Below are 18809 nucleotides of genomic sequence, written 5' to 3' on the forward strand. Positions count from 1 at the left end.
CGGATGGGTGGTGGCGGGCCGGTCCGGAGGGGTGCACCGGACCGGCCTGCTCTGTGTTGCTGACGTTGCTGCTGGTGTTGCTGGTGTGCGTGAGGCTCTGTGCCTCGGCCGGGCGCCTCGGTTACGAGAGGGAGCCGATGGTCTCGCGGACCTTGGCGTTGATCTCGGCCGGGATCGGCGCGTAACCGGCGTCGCCGAGGAGCTTCTGGCCCTCGTCACCGGCGGTGTAGTTCAGGAAGGACTTGACCGTGGGCAGGGTCTCGGCCTTGTTGCCCTTGTCACAGACGACCTCGTAGGTCACCAGGACGATCGGGTAGGCGCCGTCGGCCTTGGTGGTGTAGTCGAGGTCGAGCGCCAGGTCCTTGCCGGTGCCCTTGATCTTGGCGGCGGCGATGGCCTTGGAGGCGCTCTCCGAGGAGGCCTTGACCGGGGCTGCGGCACCGGTGGCGATGTCGACGGTGGGGATCGACTGCGAGGTGGCGTAGCTGAGCTCGAAGTAGCCGATCGAGCCGTCGACCTGCTTCACCTGGGCGGCGACACCGGAGGAGTTGGACGCGGCCTGGCCACCGGGGGCCGGCCACTTCTTCTCGGCCTCGTACTTCCAGTCGCTCGGGGCGGCGGCACCCAGGTACTTGCCGAGGTTCTGGGTGGTGCCGGAGTCCTCGGAGCGGTGGAAGGGCTGGATCTCCTTGTCCGGAAGCTTCGCGCCCTTGTTGAGCTTGGCGATCGCCGGGTCGTTCCACTTCTTGATCTTGGTGTCGAAGATCTTGGCGAGAGTGGGGGCGTCCAGCGTGAGGTTGTCGACGCCTTCCAGGTGGTAACCGATGGCGATCGGGCCGCCGACCATCGGGAGGTTGATGCCCTGGCCGGTCTTGCAGACCTTCTTCGAGTCGGCGACCTCTTCGGGCTTCAGCGCCGAGTCGGAACCGGCGAAGCCGACCGTGCCCTGGTTGAAGGCGATGATGCCCTCACCGGAGGAGGACGACTTGTAGTTGATCTCGACGCCCGAGCAGCCGGCCATGTAGTTCTTGGCCCACAGGTCCATGGCGTTCTTCTGCGCGCTGGAGCCGGAGGCGAGCAGCTGGCCCTTGGCGCCGTCGCACTTGACGTTCGACGCGGCGCTCGTCTTGCCGCCGTTGCCGCCGGTGGACCCCTCGCTGTTGTTGTCCGAACCGCACGCCGTGAGGACCAGGGCGCCGGAGACGGCGAGGGCACCGAGCGCGGTGGCACGAAGCCGGTTCTTGCGCTGAAGCTTCACTTTCGGGTGTTCCTTCCAGGAGCCGCCGAGGTCTTTTCGTTCTACGACGGCGTGCGAGGTGGTGGGTGCTCCGGCGTTGCGCCGCGCACCGTGCACCGCCGAAGTTAGGCAGAACAGGTGAAGCGGTTTACGGGGGTGGGTGAACGGGAGGTGAACCGTGTCGGGCGGCGCGGTTCCGAGGGCCTCGTCCGGGGCGAGCGTGACGTCCTCGGTGCCGGACGGGCTTGATCCTCGGCGCGGTCAGGTGCTCGGCAGGACGGCGAGCAGGGCGTCCAGCACGTCCCGGTCGTGGGACCGGGTGAGGCGGGTGCGGGCCGCCGCCGGGGAGAGCCAGCTCACCCGGTCGACCTCGGCGTTGGGCACGAAGGAGCCACCGGTCGCCTCGGCCGCCCAGTAGGCGACCTCCTTGGGGCGCCCGTTCGCGAGGTACCGGACCGTGGGGAGCGGCGCGCCCGGTGCGCACTGGTGGCCGGTCTCCTCCAGGACCTCGCGCAGGGCACCGTCCAGCGCGGACTCGCCGCGCTTCAGCTTGCCCTTGGGGTGCGACCAGTCGTCGTATCTGGGCCGGTGGACCAGACAGATCTCCAGTTCGCCGGAGCGCTCCGACCGGCGCCACAGCACGCACCCCGCGGCCAGCACGGTCGTACCGCTCACGGCGCGGTCACGGCCGCCGTGTACGGCCAGCTCTCCCGGAACACACTGCGCGCCGCTTCCACCTCGTGCCGCTGATCGGCGTGGAGCACCCCCAGGGCGTACGCGGTGGCGGGTGCGATCCGGGGGGTGCGGGCCGCCGACGCCGCCGCGGCCGCCGCCTCCGAGGCGTCCCGGTGCAGGTCGAGCGCGTGCCCGGACGCGGCCAGGGCCGGATCGGGGGCGCCCCGCATCACTTCGCGGGCGTACCGGTGCAGCCGCAGCAGCAGCCGGGTCCGGTGCCAGGGCGCGTCCTGCGCCTCGTTGTACGGCTCGACCGCCTCGTCCGAAGGGAGGGCGGCCACCGCGCCGAGCAGCTGCTGTTCGGCCCGGTCGGCGGGCCCGTGCAGCATCTCCTCGGCCGGCGCGGTGGCCGTCGTGGCGAGCGGGACCTCGGAGGCGAGCAGTGCGACGGCGTCGGCCACCGCGTGGAAGCGGGAGGAGCCGAGTGCCTGGAGAGCCGCGGAGTGGGCGCGGGTCCGGGCGAGGGTCAGCTGTCGTTCCAGCAGCGCACCGGCGCGGGCCGCGCCGACACCGAGGGCCGCGCGCTCCTTGCTGTCGGAGCCGGTTCCTGTCCGGGCGGGGGGCAGCGAGGTGCCGGACAGGGCGTGCAGCGCTTCGAGGAGCCGGTTCAGCCGGGTCGCGTAGGCGTGCTCCCGGGCCAGGGTGCCGGAGAGCCAGGCCAGTTCGGTGCGGAGCTGCTCGGCCCAGGCAGTGTCCAGTGCTGCCCGGAAGGTGTGCAGTGTGCCGCCGATCCGCCGGGACGAGCGGCGCAGCGCACCGGCGGCCTCCTCGGCGGCGTGGCTCCCGGCGTCCGTGGGGGCGCTGTTCTCGCGGTGCAGGCGCAGGCTGCGCAGGAATTCGGCGGCCTGTTCCTGCAGGTAGGGCGCGAGCACCGCCCCTGCCGTAAGGTCCGCCTGCGTCGTCTGGTGGTCATGGCGTCGCACGCCGGCGCCTCCGGGCGTCAATGAGCATTTCCTGTACGTGCCGCAGCGGCTGGCCGTCCGCGTCCGTGGCGTGCCGGGTCCAGTTGCCGTCGGAACCGAGGTGCCAGGAGGAGGTGGTGTCGGACATACCGGTCTCCAGGAGACGGCTGAGGGCGGCACGATGGGCGGGGTCGGTGACCCGGACCAGTGCTTCGATCCGGCGGTCGAGGTTGCGGTGCATCATGTCGGCGCTGCCGAGCCACACTTCGGGTTCGCCGCCGTTGCCGAAGGAGAAGACCCGGGAGTGTTCGAGGAAGCGGCCCAGTATCGAGCGGACCCGGATGTTCTCGGAGAGACCGGCGACGCCGGGGCGGATCGCGCAGATGCCGCGCACCCAGATGTCCACCGGCACACCCGCCATCGCTGCCCGGTAACAGGCGTCGATGATCGCCTCGTCGACCATCGAGTTGACCTTGATGCGGACGTAGGCGCTCCGCCCGGCCCGCTGGTGCGTGATCTCCTTGTTGATCCGGCTTATCAGCCCGTCGCGCAGGGATCTCGGGGCGACCAGGAGACGGCGGTAGGTCTCGCGGCGGGAGTAGCCGGAGAGCCGGTTGAAGAGGTCCGAGAGGTCCGCGCCGACCTGCGGGTCGGCGGTCAGCAGCCCGAGGTCCTCGTACAGCCTGGCGGTCTTGGGGTGGTAGTTGCCGGTGCCGACGTGCGAGTAGCGGCGCAGTGTGTCGCCCTCCTGGCGGACGACGAGCGAGAGCTTGCAGTGGGTCTTGAGACCGACGAGCCCGTAGACGACGTGGCAGCCGGACTCCTCCAGCTTGCGCGCCCACTTGATGTTGGCCTGCTCGTCGAAGCGGGCCTTGATCTCGACGAGCACGAGGACCTGCTTGCCGGACTCGGCGGCGTCGATGAGGGCGTCCACTATCGGCGAGTCGCCCGAAGTCCGGTACAGGGTCTGCTTGATGGCCAGGACGTCGGGGTCGCTCGCGGCCTGTTCCAGGAACGCCTGCACGGAGGTGGAGAACGAGTCGTACGGATGGTGCAGGAGCACGTCGCGTTCGCGCAGGGCGGCGAAGATGTCGGGCGCGGAGGCGGATTCGACCTCGGCGAGATCGCGGTGGGTTCCGGCGATGAATTTGGAGAACTTCAGCTCGGGCCGGTCCAGGGAGGCGATGCCGAAGAGTCCGGTGAGGTCGAGCGGACCGGGCAGCGGGTAGACCTCGGCGTCGGACACCTTCAGCTCGCGGACGAGCAGGTCCAGCACGTACGGGTCGATGGACTCCTCGACCTCCAGGCGGACCGGCGGGCCGAAGCGGCGCCGCATGAGCTCCTTCTCCAGGGCCTTGAGGAGGTTCTCGGCGTCGTCCTCCTCGACCTCCAGGTCCTCGTTCCTGGTGACCCGGAACATGTGGTGCGCGAGCACCTCCATGCCGGGGAAGAGCTCTTCGAGGTGGGCCGCGATGACGTCCTCTATGGGCACGTAGCGCTGCGGCGAAGCCTCCAGGAAGCGGGTCAGCAGCGGCGGCACCTTGACCCGCGCGAAGTGGCGGTGGCCGCTGACCGGGTTGCGTACGACGACGGCCAGGTTGAGCGAGAGGCCGGAGATGTACGGGAAGGGGTGCGCCGGGTCGACGGCCAGCGGGGTCAGCACGGGGAAGACGCGCTGCCGGAAGAAGGTGAACAGGCGGGCCTGTTCCTTCTCGGTCAGCTCGGGCCAGCGGATCAGCTGTATGCCCTCGTCGGACAGGGCGGGGGCGACGTCCTGCTGGTAGCAGGCGGCGTGCCGGGCCATGAGTTCGCGCGAACGGGTCCAGATCAGGTCGAGGACCTCGCGGGGCTGGAGGCCGGAGGCGGAGCGGGTGGCCACACCGGTGGCGATGCGGCGCTTCAGCCCGGCCACCCGGACCATGAAGAACTCATCCAGGTTCGAGGCGAAGATGGCGAGGAAATTGGCCCGTTCCAGGAGGGGGGTCGCCGGGTCCTCGGCCAGTTCGAGTACGCGTTCGTTGAACGCGAGCCAACTGCGCTCCCGGTCCAGGAAACGGCCGTGGGGCAGTTCGTCGCCGTCGACATCGGGTTCGTACGCGTCGACGTCGGCGTCGATGTCGGGATCGAGGTCGGCCCGGGTGGACAGCGCGGCGCCGTTGGACGCCGACGAGGCGACGGCGTGCGGCCGGTGCGCGGCGAGCGTGCCCACCGACGGCTGCACGGTGGGCTGGACCCGGACCTCGGAGCTGGGCTGCTGGCTCATGACCCCATTCTTCCGCGTCAGGGGCTCCGAGGGCGCGCCGGAGGGTGCGGAGATCGCGTTAAACGCACGGTTCGTGTGGTTCGCGCGGTCTCCACCAGGATTTCTCCCGTGGTGCGGGGTCGGCACAGCTGGCTGCATCCTGAGAGGGTCGCAAGCCCTTCTGAATGGCTGGTAACGGCGACATGACGTGCAGGAAGCGGTGTGCGGGTGCGCGGATGCGCCGCAGGGGCCGTTCCGGGCCCGTGTGCCGGGCCCGGAACGACGTTCGACTCAGGCGTGACGGCGGCGCAGCACCCGGAAGGCGAGCGCGACCGCGAGGGTGGCGAGGACGAGCAGGATGCCGGTCTCGACGAGCTGGAGCGGCCAGAAGTGCGAGGCGGGGTGGTAGTCGAGATAGCGCTGGGTGATGTCCTTGTCGGCCAGGCAGCGTTCGAAGTCGGCGGTGTTCCGGCAGACATCGACGGACAGCCGTTCCCCGCCGCCGGTGAGCCAGCCCTGCCCGGCGTCGGCGACCCCCGCCGGGAACCGGTGGCCGTCCTCCAGGCGGGACGTCGCCGTGAGTGTCGGCCACAGACCGTTGCGCACGGAGTTCATGGCCGTCACCAGCACGCCGTATCCGATCACCGTCACGACCATCGCGGAGACGGTGCGCCGCAGCAGCAGTCCGGCGAGCGCGCCGAGGGCGAGCATGAGGAGGGCGTAGCCGACGGGGACGGTGCCCATCGCGCCGTAGACCTCCCGTTCGTACCAGTCCCTCGGGTAGTGCGTCGTCTTCGCCCGCGACCAGGCCCAGGCGGAGACGGCGGACAGTACGGAGACTCCGGCCAGGGTCAGCACGGCGGGCACGGCGAGCTTTGCGGCGAGCCAGCGTGCGGGCGAGAGCGACTGGGCCCAGAACACCTTGTACGTGCCGCTCTCCAGCTCCCGTCCGATCAGCGGGCCTGCGACGAACATGCCGATGAACGCGGGCAGGAGCATCATCACCAGGTCCGCGTAGCCGACGGCGCGGCTGAGGCGGAGCTCGGCGTCGAGGAAGTGGCGGACGGTGTCGCCGCATCCCCGGACCGTGTTCTCCACCGAGCAGTCGGTGCTCGCGAAGGTGTCGGAGGCGGAGGCCGTCCACAGGGAGGTGACGACCACGGCGGCGATCCCCGCGAGCGCGAGGGCACCGACGATCCACAGGGTGAGGCGGTGCTGACGTACGACGACCCGGGCCGGGCCGCGCAGACCGATGGTGGTCAGGGCGCTCATACCGCCGCCACCTCCCGCTCGGCCTCGGCGCTCGGCGTCAGCAGCGCGGGCGCCTGGGGCGACCGCAGATGCGCCAGCAGCAGTTCCTCCAGCGAGGGTTCCGCGGTCTCCCAGACGCCGGTGTCCACCGGGCCCTCCATCCGTACGAGGGTGGTCTGCACGCGCCCCGCGGTGCGGGACTCGACGACGGTGTGCGGCGCGGTGTCCCGTACCGGGCCGGTGAGCAGGGTGTGCGCGGCGAGGAGATCGTCCGTCTCGCCGCCGAGGCGGACCCGGCCGTTGTCGACGAGCAGGAGGTAGTCGCAGGCGCCCTCCAGCTCGGTGAGGATGTGCGAGGACATCACGATGGTGGTGGAGTGCTCGGCGGCCTCGGCCATCAGGGCGCCCATCAGCTGGTGGCGGGCGAGCGGGTCGAGGTCGGCCATCGGCTCGTCCAGCAGGAGCAGTTCGGGCCGTTTGCCGAGTGCGAGGGCCAGCGCGAGCCGGGTGCGCTGGCCGCCGGAGAGGGTACGGACCCTGGCGTCGCGCGGGAGCTCCCCGGTGATGCGTTCGGCGGTGTCCCGGTCCCATGTCGCGGGGTTCAGCTCGGCTCCCGCCCAGAGGGTCTCGGCCACCGTCAACTGCGGGTACAGCGGCTTGTCCTGGGCCACGAAGGCCGTCCGGGCCCGCGCCTCCCCCGGTGTCCCGCCCAGCACCCGCACCGACCCCTCGGTCGGCCGCAGGAAGCCCGCCGCGAGGGCGAGCAGGGTGGACTTTCCCGCACCGTTGGGGCCGACGAGGGCGCAGACGCGCCCGGTGGGCAGCCGGAACGAGCAGTCGCGAAGCACCCAGCCCCCGCCCCGGTACTTCGTGCCGAGGCCGACGGCCTCGATCGCAGCGCCTGTCATCAGGCCTGATCCCCCTCGTAGGTCTTGTCCAGTACGGCGGTGAAGAGCGCGCTCACGTCGTCCTTCTCCAGTCCGGCCGTGCGGGCCCGGCGGGCCCAGTCGGCGAGCTCGGTGCGCAGCGGCGCGTCGTCGGCGGCGGCCACGCCGCCGAGGGTCCGGGTGACGAAGGTGCCGAGTCCCCGCCGGCCCTCGACGAGGCCCTCGCGCTCCAGTTCCCGGTACGCCTTGAGCACGGTGTTCGGGTTGATGGCGGTGGCCTCGACGACCTCCCGCGCGGTGGGCAGCCGGTCGCCGGGCTCCAGCAGACCGAGGCGCAGGGCCTGCTTGGTCTGCTGGACGATCTGGAGGTACGTGGCGATGCCGCTGCGCCGGTCGATGCGGTATTCGACCGCTGCGGACTCTGCCATGTTCACCCCTTTCACTAATGAAGTAGTGAAAGGGTGGCGCAAGAGAGGGGCGGCGTCAAGCGGCGCCGCCCCTTCCGCCGTGCCGCGGCTCAGGACTCCGTTCGGTACATCAGGTCCACCTCGTGCGTCGCGAAGCCCATCCGTTCGTAGACGGCCAGGGCCGCCTTGTTGTCCGCGTCGACGTAGAGCATCGCGGTCGGAAGCCCCTCGGTGGCCAGATGGCGCAGCCCGATCGCGGTGAGCGCCTTGCCGAGCCCGCCGCCCTGCGCGTCGGGCCGGATGCCCACGACGTACACCTCGCCGAGGTGCTCCTCGGCATGCACCTTCGTCCAGTGGAAGCCGATCAGCTCGCCGTCGCGCTCGGCCAGGAAGAACCCCTTCGGGTCGAACCAGGGCTCCGCCTTGCGGTCGTCCAGGTCGCGCTGGGTCAGTGAGCCCTGTTCGGGGTGGTGGGCGAAGGCGGCCCGGTTCACCGCGAGCCAGGCGGCGTCGTCCTCGCCGGGTACGAAGGTGCGGATGGTGACGCCGGGCGGCAGCACCGGCTCGGCGATGTCCAGCGGGCTCAACGGCCGGCGCAGCTGCCGCAGTTCGCGGAAGAGCGAGAGGCCGAGGACCTGTGCGAGATGCCGGGCCGCGGACTTCCCGCCGTGCGCCCACACCCGCAGCCGCTTCCCGGTCACGGCGAGCAGCGCCGCACCCAGTGCCCGCCCGTGTCCCTGTCCGCGGTACGCCGGATGCACGACCAGTTCGGCGGCGGGCGCCTCGACGGGGTCGGTGTCCTCCAGCTGCGCATACCCGACCAGGACCGTCCCGCTGGTCAGCAGCAGATGGCGCACGCCCTCACGCCGCCCGCCCCGCAGCTGCAGCCGCCCCTGCTCGGACACGGCCTGCCTGCCGTCGGACCGGGCCGCCTCGGCGAGCAGACCGGACACGGCGTCGGCCTGTTCGGGGGAGAGCACGTCGAGCGTCTGGATCTCACGTCCGGGGGCGGGGAGAGGTACGTCAGTCGTCATGTGTACGAGCGTACGGGGACGGGGCGGGCGTCGGGCGGCTTGCGGGGGCGCCGGTTGCCGCACCGGCCCTGGACGGCGGGGGCCGGGCGCCGCGCGGGAGCTCCCGGGGCTGCCGCGAACGGCGCCGACGAGGTGGGCGGACGAGGCGGGCGGACCGCCGCGCCCGTGTGCCGGGCGGGCGAGCGGTGCCGGCGTGCTGAGCCCGGTCGCCGGCCGGGTCGCACCGGCGGTGGTCTGCCACCGCGGCCCGGTGCGGTGCGGCGCAGGGGGGTCGGTGGGACGTGGCTGGGCGATTCTGCCCGCATATGTGCGCCATGCGGGCGATAAGCGGAAGTTGACCCCGATTCCGACCGCATGGCAACCAGTTCGTAACCCCGCACACCTGTCGCGCTACGCGCGTTGACCCTAGGCTGCGGCACGAAGTCTCCAGACTCGTCATCACCCTCACACCTCACGCTGAACTCACAAGGGGACCGATGTCAGCGACACCGCAGAAGAACCGCGCGTCCCGGCGGGTGCTCGCCGCCGCGGCCGGGCTCGCCACCGTCGGCGCGCTCGTCGCCGCGATGCCGGCAGGCGCCCAGGACCGCGGCCATGGCGATGACCATGGCCACCAGAAGCCGGCCAGTACCGTCGACGTACAACTGCTGTCCTTCAACGACCTGCACGGAAACCTGGAGCCGCCGGCCGGCTCGGCGGGCACGGTCACCGAGACGCAGGCCGACGGCACGACGACGGCGATTCCGGCCGGTGGCGTCGAGTACCTCGCGTCCTCGCTCCGTACCGCGCGCAAGGGACACCCGTACTCGATCACCGCGGCCGGCGGCGACATGGTGGGCGCGAGCCCCCTGCTGTCCGGTCTCTTCCACGACGAGCCGACCATCGAGGCGCTCAACAAGATCGACCTCGATGTGACGGCCGTCGGCAACCACGAGTTCGACGAGGGCGCCACCGAGCTGGCGCGCCTCCAGAACGGTGGCTGCCACCCGGTCGAGGGCTGCTACGAGAAGGGCAAGAAGTTCAAGGGTGCGGACTTCCCGTACCTCGCCGCCAACGTGACGAACGAGAAGACCGGCAAGCCGATCCTCAAGCCGTACACGGTGTGGAAGAAGAACGGCGTCAAGATCGGCTTCATCGGGGTGACCCTGGAGGGCACGCCGAACATCGTCACGGCCAACGGCGTCAAGGGCCTGAAGTTCCATGACGAGATCGAGACGATCAACAAGTACGCCAAGGAGCTGGACCGTCAGGGCGTCAAGTCCATCGTCGCGCTGATCCACGAGGGCGGGCAGCCGGCCTCCACCTCGTACAACTACGACTGCGACAGCTCCGGCGCCGGTGACGGCATCTCCGGGCCGATCGTCGACATCGCCAAGGGCATCACGCCCAAGGTCGACGCACTGGTCACCGGCCACACCCACCAGGCGTACGTCTGCACGATCCCGGACCCGGCGGGCAACCCGCGCATGGTCACCTCGGCGGCGTCGTTCGGCAAGCTCTACACCGACACGACCCTCACCTACGACCGCCGCACCAACGACATCGTGCGCACGTCGGTGAAGTCGGCCAGTGCCTCGAACCCGAAGTCGGTCAACCACATCGTCAGCCGGGACCAGCCCAAGGCCAACGACATGACGGCCCTGATCGCCCGCTGGAACGCCCTCGCGGCGCCCATCGCGAACAAGCCGCAGGGCTACATCACCGCCGACATCAACGGCCGCGGCTCCACGGCCCCCGAGAAGCCGCTCGGCAACCTGATCGCGGACGCCCAGCTGGAGGGCCTGGCCCCGGCGGACAAGGGCGGGGCGGTCGTCGCCTTCATGAACCCGGGCGGAATCCGCGCGGACCTGGTCTACAAGGCGACCGGCAGTGAGGGCGACGGGGTGGTGACGTACGGCGAGTCCTTCACCGTGCAGCCGTTCACCAACATGATGAACGTCGTCGACCTGACCGGCGCCCAGCTGATCACCGCACTCCAGCAGCAGGTCAGCGGCTCCAACGAGGCCAGCCCGAAGATCCTTCAGGTGTCCAAGGGCCTCACCTACACCCTGGACATGACGAAGACGGGCGCGGCCCGCGTGGTCACCGACACGATCAAGCTGAACGGCGAGGCGATCGACCCCGCCAAGAGCTACCGCGTCGCGATGAACGAGTTCCTGGCGGGCGGCGGCGACGGCTTCGCGGCACTCGGCCAGGGCACCAACAAGCTGGTCGGCCCCTCCGACCTGGACCTCTTCAACGCCTACCTGGCGGCCCACTCGTCGGCCGCCGCGCCGCTGGCCCCGCCGGCGACGGACCGGATCACGGTCATCCAGTAACTCCCGTACGCGGGTGAGTGGGGCGGTGGGCCGGCGGGCCCACCGCCCCACTGCGTTCTCCGGTGGCCCGGCCGGACGGTGTCCCGGGGCGCTCCTCGTCGCGGCCCACCAGGAAGAACCCGGTCCGTGCCGCCGCCCGTCGAGCGCCTCGCGCACCGAGCGTATTTCTACTCCAGTAGCTTTCGACCGGTGCAGTAGCTTGCCAACTCCGCCTGGAATCACCAGCTGCCGCGCGGCAGAGCAACCGGAGGGTCGCACATGCCCCGAGAGGCGCAGTACCTCGCAGTCGCCGAATCACTGCGCGCACGGATTCTCGCGGGGGAGTGGGGGATCGGGGAGCGCCTGCCGTCCCGGGCGCGGCTCGCCGAGGAGTACGAGGTCGGGCGCAACGTCACGCAGAGGGCCGTCGACGGTTTGATCGTCATGGGCCTCCTCGAAGGACGCGCGGGCTCGGGCACCTATGTCCGCGTGCCGCGCGAGCGCCTGCGGATGGTCCGCTCGCGGCACCGCGAGCGCCGGGGCGGCTCCCGCTTCCTGGCCGGCATGGAGGAGCGGGGCAGGGCCCGCGCCTGGGACGCGCACAGCCGGGCGCGGGTCCCCGCCCCCGAGGCGATCGCCGAGAGGCTCGCCATCGCTCCCGGGGACCTCTGCGTCAACACGCACTACGAATTCCTCGCCGACGGGCAGCCCGTCCAGCTCTCCGAGTCCTGGGAGCCGATGGCCATCACGGGCGGAACGCCGATCGTGCTGCCCGAGACGGGCCCCCTCGCGGGCAAGGGGGTGGTCGCGCGCATGCGGCTCATCGGCGTGGACATCGAGACCGTGATCGAGCTGCCGCGCCCTGCTCGTGCCACCCGGGCACAGGCGAACCTGCTGGGGATCGGCGTCGGGGACCTGGTGCTCCGGATCGAGCGGACCATCTACGACACCGGGGGACGTCCGGTGGAAACCGCCGACATGGTCGTTCCGGACGTGCGCCGGGAAGTGGCCTACGAGTTCGGAGTCGACCGGCCGCAGCCCGTCGAAGCCGGTGGGGCGCCTCTCGAAGCCGAAGGCAGGTGACCCGCATGTCGATGTCCTCCCGGTCCGGACTCCTGCGCGATGCGGACTTCGTCCGTCTGTCCGCCGCCACCGCGCTCGGCCAACTGGGCGATCGCATCATCTTTCTGGCACTGCCCCTGGTTGCCATCGTGGCCTTGGACGCCGACGAGTTCCAGGTCGGAGTGCTGACCGCGACGACCACGGCGGGCTCGCTCCTGATCGGGTTGCCGGCAGGTGCGTGGGTGGACCGTATGCGGAAGAGATCGGTGATGATCGGCACCGATCTCGCGAGGGCGGTGATCCTCTCGACGATACCGCTGGCGTGGTGGTCGGACCTTCTGACGATCTGGTGGCTGTACGTCGTCGCTCTGGCTCACGGCGTGCTGACGGTCTTCTTCGACGTCGCGTACGTCAGTTGTCTGCCGCACCTGGTGGGCCGCGGCAATCTCGTCGAAGGGAACTCGAAACTCTCGGCGATACGCTCGATGACCAGTATCGGCGGACCGGGAATGGCGGGGCCGCTGATCGGCTGGCTCGGAGCCCCCGCGACGCTGCTGGTGAGTTCGGCCGGAATGGCGATGTCGGGTCTGCTCGCGACCGGAATCCGCAGGCGCGAACAGAAACCGGAACGGAGCGAGCGCCCTCGGCTGCTTCGGGACATCAAAGAGGGACTGGCATTCGTTCTCGAGCATCCCGCCCTGCGCGCGATCATTCTGGGGGATGCGACGTTCAACCTCTTCCTGGTCATGTACCAAACCATGTTGCTGGTCTTCCTGAAGAGGGACATGGGCCTCGATTCCTTCGGTATCGGCCTCATCCTTTCGGGAATGGGCTGTGGTGCCCTGCTGGGCGCGCTGTCGGCGACCGGGGTCTCGAAGCGGGTGGGGCAGGGGCCGGTCATCTGGCTCGCACCGCTCGTCACGTGCCCGCCGACCGTCCTGATGCCGATGGCGCATCCGGGGTGGAGCGTGTACGCGGCCGCGCTCGGACTCGCGTGCCTCTCCCTGGGCGGGGTCATCCGCTTCGTGGCCCAGTCCAGCTTCCAGCAGACCCTCACACCGGACCGCCTCCTGGGCCGGACGAGCGCGACGGCCCGGTTCGTGTCCTGGGGCGGCATTCCGCTCGGCGGGTTTCTGGGGGGAGTCTCGGGCTCCGTGTTCGGAGCCCGGACCACGTTGTGGATCGGGGCCGTCGGCATGACGTCGAGCATCCTCCCGTACGTCCTGTCACCGCTTCGAAGCATGCGCGAATCGTTCGGGGAAGTGGATCCCGAGCCTGGCTGCACTCACGAGTAGTGGTTCCGGCTCGACTTCTGTGGACCACACAGGCCGAGTGCCATGTCCGACCCGAGCGGCCATGGCGGCCTCCTGGGCCGGGAGACGGGCGAGCTTGAGCGCACGTACAACGTGTCGTGGTCGAAGAGCACTCCGGAGAGCCATGCGTCGTGGGCGTGACGGAGTTCCTTGTAGCCGGCGCGCGTCAACGCCATGCACTGCCTCGACCCACTGCTCCCGGGCAGCGCCGCCAGCATCGTGCTGACCTCATCAGGGGGCATTCCGAACCTGAGTGTCCCGGCCCCGTCCGGCAGGGCCACACCGACTCCCGGTAGTAGCTCCGACATCATTTCATTGTGCCCACCCCGCGATGGGCCGGAGCCGGGTGCGTTCATCCGTACGCGACCGCGGAGTCGAGACCACTCGGCGCGGCGTCCCAGCCGTGTCCGACCTGTGCGACGGGGCAGCCCCGGAGTCCCGGTGGGCGCGTACTCCGGGCGGGAGCCGTGACGCGGCACTGTTCCAGGGGTGACGTGTACCGGTCATAATCTGACGGCTGACCCCCCACACGGCAGACGGAGGCACCCCGTATGAGCCCGTACACCGGTACACGCAGGAACTTCCTGGCCGGCGCCCTCGCCGCCACCACCACGGTCCTCGTCGGCGCGGGACCCGCCGTCGCCGGGCCCCGTCGGGCCCTCGCCACGCAGGACTGGATGAGCGGCATCCCCGACGCCACCGCGCTGCAACGCCTCACGATCCCCGGCTCGCACGACTCCGGCGCCCGTTACGGCGGGCCCTGGACGGAGTGTCAGAACACCACGATCGCCGAGCAGCTGAACAGCGGCCTGCGCTTCCTCGACGTACGGTGCCGGGTCACCGGCGGCTCCTTCGCGATCCACCACGGCGCCTCGTACCAGAACCTGATGTTCGGTGATGTGCTCGGCGCCTGCTGGGACTTCCTGGCCGAGCGGCCCACCGAGACCGTGCTGATGCGGGTCAAGCAGGAGTACTCGGAGGAGAGCGACGCGGCGTTCCGGGCGGTCTTCGACGACTACCTCGACGTCCGGGGCTGGCGGCCGCTGTTCCACATCGACGCGGCGCTGCCCGTGCTGGGCGCGGCACGCGGCAAGGTCGTCCTGCTCGCCGACAACGGCGGTCTGCCCGGAGTCCGTTACGGCGACTCCGCGCTCTTCGACATCCAGGACGACTACATGGCGGAGCCGTTCGCCAAGTACCCCAAGATCGAGGCCCAGTTCCGCAAGGCCGCACAGCAGCCGGGGAAGCTGTACATGAACTACGTCAGCACCGCCGCCCTGATGCCGCCGCGCTGGAACGCGGACCGGCTCAATCCACAGGTGCAGTCGTTCCTGGACGGATCCGAGGCGGCGGGCTGGACGGGGCTCGGCATCGTCCCGCTGGACTTCCCGGCCACCCGGTCGGGGCTGGTCGAATCGCTGATCAGGCACAACCCGCTGGATCGGTGATCGGTTCGCCGGCGGTCGGGCACCGCGGCGGACGGGGTGCATGCGTCTGGGAGGCGCACGGACGGGCCGGGGTTCGTGTGCGCACGGGTCGCGTGTGGACGGGGCCCATGCGGGCGGGACGCACTCGAACGGGATACGCACGGACGGGACGCATGCGAACGGGATGCGCGCGGACGCCCTGACGGCGCGGCGTGGTGCCGCGCCGTGGGCGGGTGCGGTTCAGGCGGACGCCGTGCGGGCCGACGCGAAGTAGGACGAGGACTCCCGCGTCCACAGCAGAGCGACGGCTGACAGGCCCGCCGCGCACGGCAGGACGCCGGCCACCGTCATCACCAGCGGGTGCGGCTGGCCGAAGTTGTACACGGCCAGGGCGGTGCCCAGCACGACGGCCGCGGACCCGGTCCCGCGCGCCCAGCGGCGCCCGCGGCGGCTCGCCCATGCCATCGCCGCGAACAGGGCGGCTCCCAGCGCGGCGAGCGTGAACAGGTACGTGAGGATGCTCGACTCGGCCATCCCGATCTGGTCGGCGCCGCGCTGCGGGTAGGTGTGCCGGAGCCGCTGGGCCAGGCCGCCTCCCGCGGCCTGGTCGACGACGATCGCGCCCGCACCGGCCGCGGCCAGGGCGGTGGCCGCGTACAGGACGCGTGCGGCCGTGCGGACGGACGCGGGGAGATGCTGCGTGGACATGGATCCTCCTGGAACGCAGAGAAGTGACAATACTTGAGATATCATGTCTCAAAGCTTGCTGGAAGGATAGAAGGCCAGATGACGAACGAGCAACCCCAGGCCGGGCCGACCCGGCGCCGTCGGCGCCTCACCGACGCCGAGACCGCGCAGCGCATGCTCGACGCGGCCATGGCGATGGTCGAGCGCACCGGTCTGACCGTGAGCCTGGACCACCTCGGCTTCGAGGACGTCATCCGTGAGGCCGGTGTGGCGCGCGCCGCCGTCTACCGCCGCTGGCCCTACAAGGACCTGTTCTTCAGCGACCTGCTCAAGGAGCTCGCCCGGACCGCGCCCGCCGTGTCCGGTGCCGACGGCCGGATCGGCGAGGAGGCCGCCCGGCGGCTGGCCCGCGACCGGATCGACCGGTTCGCCACTGCCCAGGGGCGCAGAGACCTGTGCGTCGAACTGCTGCGGCAGGGTGCCCTGCGGGACTTCGAGGCCATGCACGCCTCGGCACGGTGGCGTACGTACATCGCCCTGCACGCCACCTTCCTCAGCCTGGCCGACGGTGACCTCCGGCAGGAGGTCCAGGCCGCGCTCGCCGTCGCCGAACGGGACCTGAACGACCGGATCGCCCTCTCCTACCGGCGCCTGGCCGCTCTGTTCGGCCTGCGCCTGCGCCCCGATCTCCCCCTCACCTTCGAGGAGTTGGCCACCCAGTTGAGCGCCACCATGCGCGGCTTCGTCCTCACCGCGCCCGCCCGGCCGGACCTCGCCGAACGGCGGCTCGGACCGGGCGCCTTCGGCACCGAGGGCGAGGCGGAGTGGTCCCGGCCGGCCCTGGGTGTCACCGCGACCGCCCTGTCCTTCCTGGAACCCGATCCGGCGGTGGAATGGGACGAGGAGCGCCTCGCGCGGGTGCGGCGGATGCTGGAGGAGTGACAACTCCCGCCCGGGGCGGCACCGCAGGGTGCTGCCGGCGGACGTGCTCGCCCACAAGGAGGAGCGCCGCACACAGCGCCGCAGCGGGTGGGACGAGCTGGTGCAGCAGGCCGAGGACGCAGGCCTCTACGAGCCCTGACGCGGACCCCCGATCGTCCCCGCCTCACAGCCCCGGCGGTGGCTGCGGGGCGCCCGGCAGGCGGATCGCCGCCACCGTGCCGTCGCCGTCCGGCGCCGGGCGCAGGCCGACCTCGCCGCCCGCCTGCTGGACCGTGCGGGCGACGATCGACAGGCCGAGGCCCGAACCGGGGAGCTGGCGGGCGGACGGGGAGCGCCAGAAGCGTTCGAAGACGTGCGCGAGCTCGTCGGCGGGAATGCCGGGGCCGTGGTCCCGCACCGTCAGTTCGCCGTCGCGCAGGGCGACGTCGATCGTGCCGCGGGGCGGGCTGAACTTGACCGCGTTGTCCAGGACGTTGACCACCGCCCGCTCCAGAGCGGCCGGTTCGGCCCGTACGTACCAGGGCGTCAGGTCCGCCCGGATCGTCAGCTCCGGACCGCGCAGACGGGCACGTTCCAGGGCCGTGTCCGCGATGTCGTGCAGCGCGACGACCTGGAGCGGGCCCGGGTCCGCCGCGTCGGGGCGGGCCAGCTCCTGGAGGTCGCCGATGAGCGAGGCCAGCTCGGTCATCTGGGCCTTCACCGACGTCATCAGGGCCCGGCGGTCGTCCGGCGGGATGGCCCGGCCGGTGTCGTCGCTGCGGGCGAGGAGTTCGATGTTGGTACGGAGGGACGTGAGCGGCGTCCGCAGCTCGTGGCCGGCGTCCGCGATCAGCTGGGCCTGGCGGTCGCGGGAGCTGGCGAGGGAAGCGGTCATCGAGTTGAAGGAGCTGGACAGCCGGGCGATCTCGTCCTCGCCCTCGACCGGGATGCGGACGGTGAGGTCCTCGGTCCGGGCGACGTGCTCGACCGCCTCGGTGAGTTCGTCGACGGGACGCAGACCGGTGCGGGCGACCCAGAGACCGGCCGCGCCGGCGCCGAGGCCACCGACGCCGGAGACGATCAGGAGGACCCAGGCGAGGGTGGACAGCGGGTCGTCGATCTCGCTCATCGGGCGGGCGACGGAGACCGCGAAGCTTCCCGGCAGCAGGCCCGGGATCGGATTGCGGGGCTCGAACGCGTAGGTGTACACGCGCATCCTCGTGCCGTTCTTGGCCCTCGCCGTGTGCAGCGCGTTGTCGCGCAGCCCGGCGGCCACGGCGATGTCGGCGGCGCTCACTCCGATCGGCGACACATCGGCGGCGGTGCAGGTGCTCCCGGTGACGGTGACGAGCTGAACGATGTACGCGCCTTCGAGCTGCGGTGCCGACGCGTGTCCGGGGCGCGTGCAGGAGGTGAGCAGCACCTGCACGTAGTCGTCGCTGACCGAGACATTGCGCAGCGAGGAGTCCAGCTGGTTCTCCAGCTGCGCCCGCGTCACGAACCAGCAGGCCGCCGCGACCGCCGCCACCGCGACCGCCACCGCCGTCGCCACCAGCAGTGCGAGCCGGCTCCTCAGGGGCAGGGCGCGCAGCCGGCGCAGGGCCCCGGTCATCCGTCACCGCCGCCGGAGCGGAGCGCGTAACCGACCCCCCGCACCGTGTGCACGAGCCGCGGTTCGCCGCCCGCCTCCGTCTTGCGGCGCAGGTACATCACGTACACGTCCAGGGAGTTGGAGCTCGGTTCGAAGTCGAAGCCCCACACCGCCTTGAGGATCTGCTCGCGGGTCAGCACCTGCCGCGGGTGCGCCAGGAACATCTCCATCAGGGTGAACTCGGTACGGGTCAGCTCGACCCGGCGGGTGCCCCGGGTGACCTCGCGGGTGGCGAGGTTCATCCGCAGATCGGCGAAGGCCAGCACATTGTCGTCGGGGACGTCGCCGCCCGCCGCGACCGCGTACGAGCTGCGGCGCAGCAGGGCCCGGATGCGGGCGAAGAGCTCGTCCAGCTCGAAGGGTTTGACCAGGTAGTCGTCGGCGCCCGCGTCGAGACCGGTGACCCGGTCGCCGACGGTGTCGCGTGCGGTGAGCATCAGGATGGGGGTGGTGGTGCCGGTGGAACGGAGCCGTCGGGCCGCCGTCAGGCCGTCCATCCGCGGCATCTGGACGTCGAGGACGATGAGGTCGGGGGCGTACGACTCGGCCCTGGCGAGGGCGTCGAGACCGTCGACGGCGACCTCGGTTCCGTACCCCTCGAACGCGAGACTGCGCTGCAGCGCCTCACGTACGGCGGGCTCGTCGTCGACGATCAGGATGCGTTGCGGATCGTCTTCGGCGGGGCTCATCGCTCGTTGTCCTCTTCTCGTTCCGGCGTTCCGGCGTTCCGGGTGTCACGGCCTCCCGGCCTTCCGG

At 71.0% G+C, this 18809-nt stretch carries 16 protein-coding genes; 5 read left to right on the forward strand and 11 right to left on the reverse strand.

Annotated features, from left to right (window positions below; translation table 11 throughout):
• Window positions 1-121 precede the first annotated feature (121 nt).
• The 8 genes from pstS to mshD all read right to left on the reverse strand — a co-directional run bounded on the left by pstS (window position 122) and on the right by mshD (window position 8695).
• On the reverse strand, window positions 122-1258 hold the full coding sequence (gene pstS, locus ACIRP2_RS06760; protein ID WP_404247289.1) for a phosphate ABC transporter substrate-binding protein PstS: 1137 nt from the start codon (window positions 1256-1258) through the stop codon (window positions 122-124).
• 240 nt (window positions 1259-1498) lie between these two features.
• Window positions 1499-1912: an NUDIX hydrolase gene (locus ACIRP2_RS06765; protein WP_404247291.1), complete on the reverse strand. Its 414-nt coding sequence runs from the start codon at window positions 1910-1912 to the stop codon at window positions 1499-1501.
• On the reverse strand, window positions 1909-2895 hold the full coding sequence (locus ACIRP2_RS06770; protein ID WP_404247293.1) for a CHAD domain-containing protein: 987 nt from the start codon (window positions 2893-2895) through the stop codon (window positions 1909-1911). Before ACIRP2_RS06770 ends, ACIRP2_RS06765 begins: the two co-directional genes overlap by 4 nt.
• Window positions 2882-5137, reverse strand: a complete 2256-nt coding sequence (locus ACIRP2_RS06775; protein WP_404247295.1) for an RNA degradosome polyphosphate kinase — start codon at window positions 5135-5137, stop codon at window positions 2882-2884. The genes ACIRP2_RS06770 and ACIRP2_RS06775 overlap by 14 nt, the downstream gene beginning before the upstream one ends.
• 270 nt (window positions 5138-5407) lie before the next feature.
• Window positions 5408-6388, reverse strand: coding sequence for a hypothetical protein (locus tag ACIRP2_RS06780; protein WP_404247297.1), 981 nt, complete (start codon window positions 6386-6388; stop codon window positions 5408-5410).
• Window positions 6385-7275, reverse strand: a complete 891-nt coding sequence (locus ACIRP2_RS06785) for an ABC transporter ATP-binding protein (RefSeq protein WP_404247299.1) — start codon at window positions 7273-7275, stop codon at window positions 6385-6387. Before ACIRP2_RS06785 ends, ACIRP2_RS06780 begins: the two co-directional genes overlap by 4 nt.
• The gene (locus ACIRP2_RS06790) at window positions 7275-7682 is read right to left on the reverse strand and encodes a GntR family transcriptional regulator (RefSeq protein ID WP_404247301.1); all 408 of its coding nucleotides are present in this window, start codon (window positions 7680-7682) and stop codon (window positions 7275-7277) included. The genes ACIRP2_RS06785 and ACIRP2_RS06790 overlap by 1 nt, the downstream gene beginning before the upstream one ends.
• Window positions 7683-7771: 89 nt before the next feature.
• Window positions 7772-8695, reverse strand: a complete 924-nt coding sequence (mshD, locus tag ACIRP2_RS06795) for a mycothiol synthase (protein WP_404247303.1) — start codon at window positions 8693-8695, stop codon at window positions 7772-7774.
• 476 nt (window positions 8696-9171) lie between these two features.
• On the opposite strand from mshD, the gene ACIRP2_RS06800 reads away from it, so the two are divergent.
• The 4 genes from ACIRP2_RS06800 (at window position 9172) to ACIRP2_RS06815 (ending at window position 14815) form a co-directional block, all read left to right on the forward strand.
• Complete coding sequence (locus tag ACIRP2_RS06800; RefSeq protein WP_404247305.1) at window positions 9172-11013, forward strand: bifunctional metallophosphatase/5'-nucleotidase; 1842 nt, start codon at window positions 9172-9174, stop codon at window positions 11011-11013.
• A 258-nt stretch (window positions 11014-11271) separates the two neighbouring features.
• Complete coding sequence (locus ACIRP2_RS06805) at window positions 11272-12075, forward strand: GntR family transcriptional regulator (protein ID WP_404247307.1); 804 nt, start codon at window positions 11272-11274, stop codon at window positions 12073-12075.
• A 5-nt stretch (window positions 12076-12080) separates the two neighbouring features.
• Window positions 12081-13349, forward strand: a complete 1269-nt coding sequence (locus ACIRP2_RS06810) for an MFS transporter (RefSeq protein WP_404247309.1) — start codon at window positions 12081-12083, stop codon at window positions 13347-13349.
• 569 nt (window positions 13350-13918) lie between these two features.
• On the forward strand, window positions 13919-14815 hold the full coding sequence (locus ACIRP2_RS06815) for a phosphatidylinositol-specific phospholipase C (protein WP_404247311.1): 897 nt from the start codon (window positions 13919-13921) through the stop codon (window positions 14813-14815).
• Between the two features lie 219 nt (window positions 14816-15034).
• On the opposite strand, the gene ACIRP2_RS06820 is transcribed toward ACIRP2_RS06815, so the two are convergent.
• The gene (locus ACIRP2_RS06820; RefSeq protein WP_404247313.1) at window positions 15035-15502 is read right to left on the reverse strand and encodes a hypothetical protein; all 468 of its coding nucleotides are present in this window, start codon (window positions 15500-15502) and stop codon (window positions 15035-15037) included.
• 78 nt (window positions 15503-15580) lie between these two features.
• Between ACIRP2_RS06820 and ACIRP2_RS06825 the strand changes: the two genes are divergently transcribed.
• The gene (locus ACIRP2_RS06825; RefSeq protein ID WP_404247315.1) at window positions 15581-16423 is read left to right on the forward strand and encodes a hypothetical protein; all 843 of its coding nucleotides are present in this window, start codon (window positions 15581-15583) and stop codon (window positions 16421-16423) included.
• Window positions 16424-16586: 163 nt separating this feature from the next.
• On the opposite strand, the gene ACIRP2_RS06830 is transcribed toward ACIRP2_RS06825, so the two are convergent.
• Together ACIRP2_RS06830 and ACIRP2_RS06835 are read right to left on the reverse strand one after the other, a co-directional pair.
• The gene (locus tag ACIRP2_RS06830; RefSeq protein ID WP_404247317.1) at window positions 16587-18014 is read right to left on the reverse strand and encodes a sensor histidine kinase; all 1428 of its coding nucleotides are present in this window, start codon (window positions 18012-18014) and stop codon (window positions 16587-16589) included.
• Window positions 18011-18742, reverse strand: coding sequence for a response regulator transcription factor (locus ACIRP2_RS06835; RefSeq protein ID WP_404247319.1), 732 nt, complete (start codon window positions 18740-18742; stop codon window positions 18011-18013). The genes ACIRP2_RS06830 and ACIRP2_RS06835 overlap by 4 nt, the downstream gene beginning before the upstream one ends.
• Window positions 18743-18809 lie beyond the last annotated feature (67 nt).

This window comes from Streptomyces sp. NPDC101194 (assembly GCF_044767885.1).
Lineage (GTDB): Bacteria > Actinomycetota > Actinomycetes > Streptomycetales > Streptomycetaceae > Streptomyces.